At 71.3% G+C, this 11,889-nt stretch carries 2 protein-coding genes; both read left to right on the top strand.

All coding sequences use genetic code 11. The features are described from left to right. The first annotated feature begins 184 nt into the window (after nt 1-184). Entirely contained in the window at nt 185-1,825 is a 1,641-nt protein-coding gene (locus tag AB0H37_RS05245; protein WP_360611521.1) for a phospholipase D-like domain-containing protein, read from the top strand. Beyond that, nucleotides 1,822-11,850 carry a hypothetical protein gene (locus tag AB0H37_RS05240; RefSeq protein ID WP_360611519.1) on the top strand — a complete coding sequence of 3,343 codons (10,029 nt, stop codon included), beginning with the start codon at nt 1,822-1,824 and terminating at the stop codon, nt 11,848-11,850. Before AB0H37_RS05245 ends, AB0H37_RS05240 begins: the two co-directional genes overlap by 4 nt. Nucleotides 11,851-11,889: the final 39 nt, after the last annotated feature.

Raw genomic sequence — 11,889 nt, 5'->3', positions numbered from 1 at the left:
TTGACCGGATCGGGCCGAACAGTTGTGGAGATGGGCCTCCCGGTGGGAAAATCAGGTCATCGCTGGTTCCACCTCATCGACCGGGGCTGATCGTCGTTCCTGATCGATATTAGTCTGCCATCTTCTGCAACCAGAATGCTGAATTCTGTTGTTGTGGTCGCATATAGCTTCGGGGGCCCGTCTGGTGGCTGATATCGATGCTCTGAAAAAGAAGTATTTCGTTCAGCCCGACGATACGAATCCCCCTTCGGAACCGCTGCCGGCCACCTTCGCCGGCTGCCGGGTCACCCCGCTGATCGACGGCGGCGCCTACTTCGCCGACCTCGCCGCGCAGATCGCCGCCCTGGGCCAGGGGACGCCGAGCGAGAACGGCAACCAGTTCCTCTACATCGCGGGCTGGTGGCTCCATCTCATGGGTGGCAAGGTCAACCCCTCGCCCGGCTCGTCGGGCGCCTCGACAGGGCCTTCGATCGGGCTGGAGAACCCGTTCTCCCTCGACGGCCCCGGAGACCCGAACCACCTGGTCGACCTGCTCAAGGCCAAGGCGGCGGCCGGAGTCGACGTCCGCGTCCTGGGCTGGGTGTCGTCCTCCGTAATGGCCGACTACTTCGTACTGACCGCGTCGATCCAGAATGGGGCGGGGAGTATTCGCGATGTCAACGTGGGCACGATGGCCGCGATCCGTGAATTACGCAAGGCGCCCGCCCTCGCCGGCAAGGCCTGCCTGAACATCATCTCCCACTCCGCCGGCGCGGTGCACACCAAGATGGTGCTCGTCGGCAACGGCAGTGGCGCCATCGGTTACACCGGTGGGCTCGATTTGGTAGGCGATCGCCACGGCGCCCAACCGCATCCCCCCGCACAGTGGCACGACGTGCAGGCGAAGGTCGAGGGCCCGGCGGTGCAGGCGATGTACGACCTGTACCGGAGCATGTGGAACGAGGTCAAGGCGCGAAAGGTCAGATCCTTTCGCTATGCCGAAGAGAAGATCGCCAGCCACTTACCGAGCACGCCCACCGCCCCGGCGCGCACCCTGCCGACCACGCCGGTTGGCAAACACCACGTCCAGTCGCTGCGCACCGTGCCGCGTTTCAACTACACGACCTTCAACATCCTGCCCGAGAACGAGAAGATCTCCTTCGCTCCCGACGGCCTTTTCGAGGTGCGCTCCGCCTGGTTCAACGCCATCCTCACCGCCGAGAACTACGTCTACATCGAGGACCAGGGATTCTGGTCCGTCGAAGTGATGATCTGGCTGAACCAGGCGCTCAAGGCCCGCAACGATCTCAAGGTGATCCTGGTGACCGGGATCACCGACCCGAACGACCCGCACTTCCCTCCGTACGCCAACGTCGCGCTGTTCAAGGGCCTGCTCCACGACCTGAACGGCCAGCAGCGGGGCAGGGTGCGCGCCTTCAGCCGCGACCTGATCGTGCACACCAAGAGCACGATTGTCGACGACCACTGGGCGATCATCGGTTCGGCCAACGCCTTCCGGCGCAGCCTCTACAGCGACGTCGAGCACGCGGTGGGCCTGCTCGACGAGGATGACGTGCTGGTGCAGCAGTACCGGACGCGGCTCTGGAGCGACCACTTCGGCCTGCTCGGCCCGGCCGACCAGCAGAAGATCGCCGACATCGACAAGGCGCTCAACGTCTGGGACAGCACCTGGGGCACGCCGGGCAGCGGGGTCGCCCTGCCGACCGCCCTCACCCCCATCCCGCTCCCCACGACACAGACGGTGCTCAGTAGCAAGGATCAGGACAAATACGACCGTTACGCCGACGTCGACTCGCGCGAGGCGTGGGGGGGTTGCCTGCCATGAGCAGCAGCAGCATGTTCGTGACCCTCAATGACTTCCTGGGCAGCAAGTGGCCGGCCTTCCTGCCCAAGCCCCCCGACCCGGCCACGCTCGACCATGTCTGGATCGAGCCGCCGCAGACCACCGCCAAGGCCGGCGAGGTCAATCTGACCACCCGCCTGCTCTTCGAGCAGGAACTCGTTCTGGGTCTGCCCGGTCTCGACGCGGTGAGCCTCGTGCTGTTCCCCGCCCGCGGCGATGGTGCGCCCGCCGAGCTGGGCCTGGAGATCGACGTGCTGCCGCAGACCGTCCTGCGCGTGGTCGACGTGCCCGTCGCGCTGCGCTTCGGCACGGAGCTGCTGCGCCCGATGCGCAAGGTGACGAACGGCGGCGACGCCCGCTATGAGCCCGATCCCGGACGTCCGTTCGTCCAGCTCGCGATGCCGAAGCTCAGCGGGAGCGCCGGCAAGGACGGCATCAAGTTCGACGCGCCGTTCACCGCTGAGCTGCCCCATCCCGTGATGATCGGCGATACCGGGCTGGTGATCGACGGCGCCACGGTCGGCTTCCACCGCGCGGGCGGCAAGGCGTGCCTGGTCCTGCAGTGGAAGGAGGGCGGCCTCAACAGGCTGCTCGGGCAGCTCATCCCCAACCTCGGCGACCGAAGCCCGGCGGGCGAGCAGCAGGTCACCCTGCGCCTGATCATCGGCGACGGCCTCGAAGAGCTGCGCCTCGACTGGCAGGCGGCCGCCCCCGGCGCCGCTTTCGCGCTCCCCGGCCTCGACGTGGGCCTGCCGGCGTCCAGCCGCTTCTCGCTGCTACTGCTGCGCCAGGGCGCGGGGCTCGGCCGCGCCGCCCTCGTCGTCACTCTGGCCGGGGGCGAGCCGGTGACGGCGGGCAGCACCTTCGCCTGGGGCCGCGACGGCGACCGCGAGCTGCACAACGACGAGCCGCCCCCGCCGCCCGACAAGCCTCTCTTCAGCGTCACGCTCAAACCGGCGGACGGGCCGCGCAGCCTGGTGCTGCTGGACGTCGCGCTCGGCGCTGCGAAGCTGCCCGGCTTCTTCCGCCAGCTCACCACGCCGATCGCCCCGCTCGACCTCAACGACCCGGCCGCCCTCTGCACGCCCGTGGCGTTCGACCCGGCTGACCTCCAGGGGGACTGGACCGCACGGCTGAGCGTCAACATCGACGCGGCAGGCGGAGCGTTCACCCTGCCCTTCCTCAAGCAGGGCCAGGGCGAGGACGCCCAGTTCCTGCAGCTCTATCTCCGCACACCGCTCGACGGGCTGCCGATCACCCTGCCCCAGGGCGAGGTCGGCTTCGACATCGGGGTGCGGCTGCGCGTCCTCAGCCTCAGCTTCGACCTGCTGTGCCGCCTGACCTTCAACCTCAGCACCTTCGCCCTCAAGGTCGACCACGACCAGGGGATCGAGCTGCGCTCCCCGGAGCCCGAGCGCGAGTTCCCCGATCTGTTCGGGATGCGCTGGCGGTTCAAGGGCAGGGATCTGGGCGACAAGACCTTCCACTACTTCACCATCGCCACGAAGGACTACCACTACCAGATCCAGCAGCCCGAAGGGTCCGTGCTGGAGCTCGACTTCACACGGGCCAGCGAGGAGCCCATCACCTTCAGCGTGCGGGACTTCGCCCTCACGCCGAAGGGCGTCAACCTCGCCGCCACCGTCACCGACCGGCCGGCCCGGCTCAACGGCCTGCGCACGCGCTTCCGCTTCACCGACAGCGGCTTCGTGATCCGCGAGAACCGCATCGCCGACTTCACCATCGCCGGCTCGGGCCCGCTGCCGCCCGACCTCGTGGGCGACGCCACGGCCGACATCGCCCTGCAGTTCGCCCAGCGCGAGGGCGGCAACCTGACCCTGGTGCAGGGCGCCGCGAACCTGCGCGGCGTCAAGCTGCTCGACTGCAAGGGCACGCGCTTCCAGTTCTCGGTGGACGCCCTGGGCCTGCGGTTCGTCGACGACGGCGCCTTCCACCTCTACTTCACCATCACCGGATCCGCCCAGTTCGTGGCGGCCCCGGGCGATGACCCCGACGGGCCGCTGGCCCTGCTCGGCAAGACCCGCATCGACCTGGTCCAGTGCCCGCTCACCGGTGACGCCCGGGTGATCGGCAAGCACGTGAAGTTCCTGATCGAGCTGCCCAAGCCCAAGTCGTTCAGCTTCCTCGGCTGCTTCGAGATGGAGCTGCGCGCGATCGGCTTCGTGCCGCAGTGCGAGTTCTTCGGCGGCGACGGAGCCATGCAGGTGACCGGCCAGCTGAAGTTCGCCCAGGGCCCTGGCGACACGCCGGACTCGCGGCCCGACTACCACGAGCTGTTCATCGGCCTGCCGCTGCCGGGCGAGTTCCTGCCGCGCATCCACTTCACGCGCCTGGCGGTGAACCTGGCACTCGGCGCCGCCTTCCGGCTCAACGGCGCGGTCGACTTCGTCGACGAGCCCGACCAGACCGGGCTGATCGGCGAGGGCCTGGTCCAGATCCAGGGCCTGCCGGCCATCGCGGCCAGCTTCGGCTTCCTGCGCGTGCGCCGCGGCGCCGGCTCGCCATGGCTGCGGGCCTGGTTCCTCTACCTGGAGATCCGCCAGGTCAGCTTCATGATCCCGGTCATCCAGATCTATCTGCGCGAGATCGGCATGGGCTTCGGCTACCGCTTCACCATCGCCTCCATCAAGGCCGCCGACGCCGAGAACGACGTCAAGAAGCTGCTCAAGACCCTGGAGGGCCTCTCGCGCACGCAGGGAGATCTGTCCAAGCGCGACCGCTGGGCGGTGGACCTGGAGGAGGCCGGTCAGGATCCACGCTGGACGATCGTGCTGCGAGCGATGATCTCGCAGACCTCGGCCTCGGCCTCGCCCCTGCGCTACGAGGCCTTCGCCGAGGCCGACCTCGCCTGCGTCTTCCTCGTCGACGCGATCATCGCCTTCCGCAGCGACCTGACCTTCTTCATGGCGGTGCGCGGCTGGTTCAACACCAACTACGCCGACTACGTCGACAACAAGGACGGCGTCCGCGAGAACCCCATCCTGAGCGGCTTCGTGCTGCTCTCGCCGCGCCAGAAGCGCTTCCTGGCCCACATCTCCAAGCCCGAGGGCGGCAAGCCGGGCAACCACCCGCCGCTGCCCGACTTCGTACGCGACGCGATCGCCAACAGCCGCTTCTCGGCCACCCTGCTGATCGAGCCGGGCCTGTTCCACTACGAGCTGGGTTGGCCCAACATGCTGCGTTGGCACACCAAGCTCGGCCCGCTGGCGGTGGAGGTCGAAGGCGGATTCATCTTCCGCGTCTCGACCACGGAGATGGTGCTCGGGACGAGCTTCCTGGCCCGCGGCAGTCTCGAACTGAGCGCCGGTGTGGACCTCGGGCTGGTCGGCATGCGGATCAGCGCCACCGCACGGGTGGCCTTCGGAGCGCGCTACATCGGCGTGATCGACTTCCGCGACCCCACGACCAACTCGGCGGTCTACGGCGCGATCGGGCTGGAGGTGCAGATCGCCTTCGCCATCGAGTTCTGGATCAAGATCCCGCTGGTCTTCACCACCATCCGGCTCTCGTTCAGCTTCAGCCTGGAGATCACGTTCAGCGCCGGCCTGGAGATCGGCGTCAAGGGGCTGAGCGTGCCCGGTGTGCGCGGCGTCGGCACCGTCGGCGTCTCCTGCTGCGGCCACAGCCTCCAGGCCACCGTCAAGGTGGCCTTCGAGGAGGAGAACGTCCAGGCCGCCCTCGACCGGACCAAGGAGTTCCTGTCGCTGGGGCTGGAGGCCACCGAGGTCGAGCCGGTGCCGGGCACCGAGGGTGCGCTGGACGCCGCGGCGGCCCTCACCCGCACGCCGTCCGCGCGTCGTCCCGCCCTGCCGCCGCGCGCCCTCGCGGCCGTGCTCGGCGCAGCGGCGTCGGCCCCGGCCGAAGGCGACGTGTTCCATGTGCCCGGCTACGTCATCTTCGTGCTGCGCGACTCGCCGAGCTGGGACGACGAGCACCAGATCTACTTCGTGCTGCTGCCGCAGGGCGAACGGCTGCACCGGGACGCGCAGGGCGGGCTCGAACTCGACGAGGACGGCTTCCCGGTGGCGGAGCCCGAGCCGGGCTTCCTGCCGCCGCCTCCCGCCGAGGGCACCGTGGTCGGGAAGGACTTCGCCCTGCGCGTGCCGAAGCCGGCGGCCGGCGAGAGCTTGACGCTGCGGCACTTCGAGCCCCTGCCCGATCCGCGGTTCGTCGACGTGAGCGGCGCGGTCGCCGCCGGCGAGCCGATCACCTGGGGGGTGAACTGGGCCGCGCGGCTCTACACCGGCGGCTCCGCCGAGCGCCGCGTCGTCAACCAGGCCACGGGGGAGCCAGGCGCCCCCACGCCCCTGGAGGACGGGCTCAGCCTCGCGCAGCACCTCGCCAACGCCTTCAAGCAGACCTACGCCGGCGCGGGAGACGGCGCGGTCGCCCGCCCGGCCGGCGATCCCGGCGCGCTGCCCGGCTACCGCCCCCCGGTCAGCGACCCGCGGGTGCAGAACCCCTCCGACAGCTCCTTCGAGGCGGCCGTGCGCGGAGCGTACGAGCAGTTCAGCGGCTCGCCCTTCCTCAAGCGCGACCCCCAGGAGCTGTACGGCCAACTGCTGGAGTCGGCCTTCGATCCGCATTCGACGATCTACGCCGCCGACGGCGTCGCCCAGGACGACGGTGATCCCGGCGCCGTCAGCCCGGTCCAGGCCGACCAGCAGGCCCACCAGCTGCGCGGCGTGATCATCCACGACATCATCTCCGATCTGCGCGCGTTCCACGCCGAGAGCAGCCAGAGCGAGCGCGCCAAGCTGGTCGCCGGCTCGCTGGCCTTCCAGATGGGGCTGGTGTTCGCGGTGCGAACCGCCGACGGCCGCCGGCCCTCCTGGCTCGACCAGGTGGGGACCGGCATGGCCGCCCAGCCGTCGATCAGCCAGCGCGAGCGGCCCGCGGCGACCGCGCCCGGCCCGGCGAGCGAGGGCGTGCGCACCTTCAACGTCGCGCAGGCCCAGTTCGACCTGTTCCCGCCCGAGTTCGAGCAGGTGCGCCAGTACAGCGACGCGAGCACGATCGCTCTCGCCTGGGAGCTGAGCTGGCGACGCCAGGCCGCGCCGGGGACGAGCCGGGCCCAGAACGACCCCGACCATCACCTGGCCCACTATCTCGTGCGCCGGCGCGCCCTCGACGGTGACGAGGCCGAGCGCATCACCACGGTGAAGCCGGTCAAGGTGCTGCACCGCCACACGACCGACGTGGCCGGTGCCGAAGGGGCGGACCAGGCCACGCCGACCGACACCCTCTCGCTGCTGCAGCCGCGCTTCCAGGTGGTCGACCACTTCTCCGACACGGCGAGCGACCGCGCCGCTCTGCCGCGCGAGGGGCGCGGCTACGTCTACACGATCACACCTGTCGACTTCGCCGGCGGCTCCGGGCGCCCGCTGACCCTGATCGCGACCCGCTACCCGAACACCCCTCCCGCGGTGCCGGTGGACGGCGACCTCACGGTGAGCTACAGCATCGCGCCGTCCGACCTCGACCCGGCGGGAAGCGTGGCGACCCCGCAGGTGATGTCGCCGCGCCAGGTCTACGTCGAGTGGAGCGAGCCGGCCCGTCAGAACGGTCCCGCGGTTCCGATCCGCACCCACCGGCTGATCTTCCGTCGCGAGAGCACCGTGCCGATCGGCTCCTACGGGCTGGACAGCACGACCCAGCGCGGGCGCACCGCCGGCCTGCCGACGTCGAACGCCCGCCCCCTGCCCACCGACATCAAGATCGACCTCGATCACGTCTTCGGGCCGCCCGGCGCGCGCGCGGCGGTGGTCCCGGTCGCCGTCCTGCGCGAGCGGGGCGTGCTGCCCGACGGCGCGTGGCGCCCCGAGGCGTGGCGGGTCTTCTTCCAGACGATCTCTGACCGCGACGTGCCCTCGGCCCTGGCGCCGGTGCAGCTCCTGCTCGCCGCCGAAGCGGTGGCCGCGCCGCCCACGTCCCCCGCGCCGACCGACCGCATCGAGCACTCGGGCAACCCGCGTGAGGAACGCCGCCCGGCCGAGCTGGAGTGGCTGCCGCGCCCGACCGCCTTCGACGTGGTGCGGCCCGAGGACGAGCGCGCAGAGCCCGGCCTGGCCCACACACCGATGCCGCTCCCGAGCGTTGATCGATCCGACGCGGCGACGGCCGGCCCGGCACCGTTCGTCTTCACCGGCGATATCGGCGCGATCGTGGGGTTCCGGCCGCACCCCCTGGGGATCCGGGCGATCCGGTTCCGCTGGAACCAGGGTCCGAGCGGCGACGCCGCCTACCCCCTCGAACTGAACGCCGGCTACCGGTTGTACGAGCTGAACATCGACGAGGCCACCACCGATGCCTTCGCCGGCGCCGCCCGGCTCGCCGAGGAACTGCGGCTCCTGCAAGAGGTCCAGATGCTCCCGGCCGACGACCTGCCGCTCATGCCCGGCGACACGCTGAACACCAGCCAGTGGGAGGCCTGGTATCCCGGCGCCGTCCAGCGTCGCCGCCGGCCCGATCCCTCCGCCCAGGGCGTCCAGGACGAGCGCGGACCCTGGTACTCCTGGCAGGACTCCTATCTGGAGTGGCCGGAGTGGGAGGGCGTCACCCGGCCCGGCGGGAAGCGCGAGACGGCGCTGCACCCGCTGCTCGAACGCCTCGTGGAGCGGCTGCGCGGGATGCGCCCCGGCAGCGGCACCGGCCCCCAGGGCCGCCTGTCGGACGGCTACGCCGCCGCCCTGCAGGTCAGCCCGCCGACGCTGCCCCACGACCTGGCCGACTTCCTGGCCAGCTGCCCGCCGGGTGCCGACCGCTATGGCTGGGGTGCGCTCCAACGCCTCGGCCTGGCGGTGACCTTCAGCCTCCACGACCCCGTCACGGGCGCCCTGCGCGGCCCGAAGCTGCTGGAGTTGCTCCAGGCGCTCTTTGCGCAGATGGGGAGCGGCGAGACCGACCCCGACCCCGACCCCGACGCCGCGGCCTTCGCCGCCCTCCGCCGTCACCTCCATGTCGAGCTGCTGTTCCAGCCGGGGCGCAGCGTCCAGCTCAGCGAGCGGCCGGCCGACGGCGACGATCTGCTGGCCCTGGTCCAGCTCAGCCTGCGGCCCACCGTGCGGCAGCGGCTGCGCTACCGCGCCGTCACCATCAGCGGGCGCTCGAACACCGATGTCGACGTGCGTTTCACGCTCACCGCGCCCTGCAGCCTGGTCGACCGGCCGGACGGCGGGACCGGCCAGCTGGAGCTGGAGCCGCAGCCGGCTCCGATCACCCGCACGGTCAGGCTGCCGCTCAACGGCGAGGCGGCCCTGCTCCTGCGCGGCGCGGCACTGCCCGCGACGATCGAGGTGCGCCCGTCGGCCCGGCTGAGCGTGGATCCCCAGCCTTTCGACCCGGCGATCGCGCCTCTGCTGAACTACGATCCGGGCCGCAAGCTGCTCAGCGCCCGCACCATGCTCGGCGCCGACCAGATGAGGCTTCTGCGCCCCTCCCTCGCCCCGGCCGACCTCCCGGCAGCGGAGAGCCTGGCCGGGACGGTGCGGAGCGAGGAGTTCGGCCCCACCGACGAGCGCACGAACCACTTCACCGTGGCCACCGGTGCGCTGGCCAAGGTGTTCGCCACCGCGGACGACGGCCTGCCCGAGCACGTCCAGTGGCTGCGGCTCAAGTACTACCTGGAGACGCTGAACAGCAACGACCCCAAGGTGCCGGACACCGGCAAGGTCAACGTCCCCACCGGCGAGGCCGAGATCGTCAAGGCGCTGCCCGACGTCCTGGCCTGGACGGCGCGCTTCTTCGACGCCGGCGGCGCGATAGAGGAGACGGCGGACGGGCTGGCCAAGACGGGCGCCGGTCCCTGGGCGGCCACGGCCTACCCGCGCGCGGGATCACCCGCGCCGGCCACGCCCGACGCGGGCGGCCGCCTGACCCACACCCAGCTGCTCGAGGACCGCTGGGCGCACACGCTGCGCTACTACTTCCAGCCCTACGGCCGTTACGACCTGCTCTGGCAGAGCCTGCGCCGCTCGCCCACGCTCTTCCCCGGCCGTGCCGCCGCCGAGGTCGACACCCCGGCCGTGAAGGTGGACCCGGCCGCGGGCGGGCTCGACGTGGTGATCGAGCGCACGCAGGCCGTCGACGCTCCGCTCATCCTCAGCTCGCGCCGGCTCGACGAGGCGGCCACCCCGGCCCGGCCGCCGGCGCCCGGCGCGATCTGGGAGGTGATCGTCGCCCGGCACCACGAGCAGGCCCTGGCCGAGCGCAACCAGACCCTCGCCCGCCGGCTCGCCTTCCGCAGGCTCGCCTTCAGCCTGCTGCGCCGCTTCGGCTACCCGAGCTGGTACCAGTGGGTGCGCGGCTTCGCCGAGGACCACCAGCACGAGCTGCCCGTGCGCCTCGTCGAGGGCGAGTACCCGGCCATCCCGGACCACCTGCCGAGCCGGCCGGACCATCTCGTCCTCGACGGCGCGGCCGATCAGGACGAGCTGCGCGGCCTCGATCTGCCCGAGCGCGTCGGCGACTTCTCGCAGGGCGTCCTCGCCCTGCAGTGGCGGGCCCTGCCGTTCTACTACGAACATCGCCTGCTGGTGATCGCCCAGACGGACGGCACCGTCTCGCCGGTCAACAGCGTGACCCAGCGCGACCTGACCTACCGCTCGCCCGTGCCGGACGCCACCGTGAGCGGCGCGGACATCGTGTGGCACCGGCTGCCGCCCTTCCCCGCCGGGGTCCCCGGCGACGCCCGGCTCCAGTCCGACACCCGCGTGCGCACCCTCACCATCCCGCTGCGCAGGTTCTGGGACAGCCTGCCCGACGAGGCCCAGGTGCGCTGGCCCGGCGAGGCGCCGGACCCGGCGACCGGCGAGGCGACGGCGCGCAAGCTCAGCGCCCTGCCCGACCCCGAGGTGGTCTACCAGATCGTCGAGCTGTTCAGCGGCAACATCGAGGTGCAGGCCGAGTGCTTCTACGACCCGGTCGCCGAGAAGTTCGCCCACCGCCAGCTCGGCAAGCGCTTCTTGGTGGCGCGGACCACGCTGACGCCCCCGGAGGGCGCTCTCGGCGACTTCCCCCTGGCGGTCGATCTGGTCCAGGTGAGCGAGGAGCAGCTGAGCGGCGGCTACTCCACGGCGAATCTGCCGCCCGACACCCGCAACCGGGTGGCCATCGACGAGCGCGGGCGCCTGCTGCTCGCCGGGGTGATGACGAGGGGAGACCGCGACGCCCTGGTCGGGCTGGTGAACGCGTCGGACGCGGCGAAGATCCGGCAGCTGTTCGAGAGCTGGTACGTCACCGAGCCGGTGAGCGCCCCCGCCGGGAACCTGCCCAGCCGGCTCGAAGCGCTGATCGACTTCCTGCCCGCGCAGACCTTGACCCTGGTCTGGGAGGGCCCCTCGGACGCCGCCGCCGGAGATCTGCAGCGGCTCCCCGGCGACAGCGCCTTCACCGGGGCCATCGCGCAGATCATCACCCAGGCCGCGGGCGCCGGTCCGGCCGCCGTCACCCGCGTGGAGATCCCCGTCGGGCCGGAACAGATCCCCGACGAGCTCCAGGGCAAGGTGGAGCTCGCGCGCAACGCACCGGGCACGCAGTACAGCGCCATCGGGTGGAACGGCGCGATGAGCAGTGCGGACATCGCCGCCCTGCGGCGCTGGGCCCGCTTCCCCGTGTTCGCCGAGGCCGTGGAGAAGCTGATCGTCGCGGTGCGCGACACCGGCACCGGCACCGGCAGTGAGCCGGCATCTTTGGTCACGGTCCCCTTCGTCGTCGCGGTACGCCCCACCCAGGCCGGGCTCGGCGGCGCTCTCGCCGAGAAGCTGCTCCTCGGCGCCGTGCTGATGCGCTATCACGGCATGATGCGCGCGGACGATCCCGCCGCGCTCCTGCCGTCCTACCCCGGGCGGCCCGACCAGCTCGCCCTCAGACGACTGCACCACGCGAGCCAGGGCAGCGGAATGCGCGGGCGGTCCCTGGTGATCCGCGCCCGTCGTGGCAGCGCCACGCCGAGCGAGCCGCGGCAGATCGAGCCCGCGGACGTGTAGGCGGAACGGCCTTTGACGGCGGCCTCCAAGGCCACGAGC

This window comes from Actinomadura sp. NPDC023710 (genome assembly GCF_040639875.1).
Lineage (GTDB): Bacteria > Actinomycetota > Actinomycetes > Streptosporangiales > Streptosporangiaceae > Spirillospora > Spirillospora citrea.
This window is presented reverse-complemented; position numbering and strand designations above follow the sequence as displayed.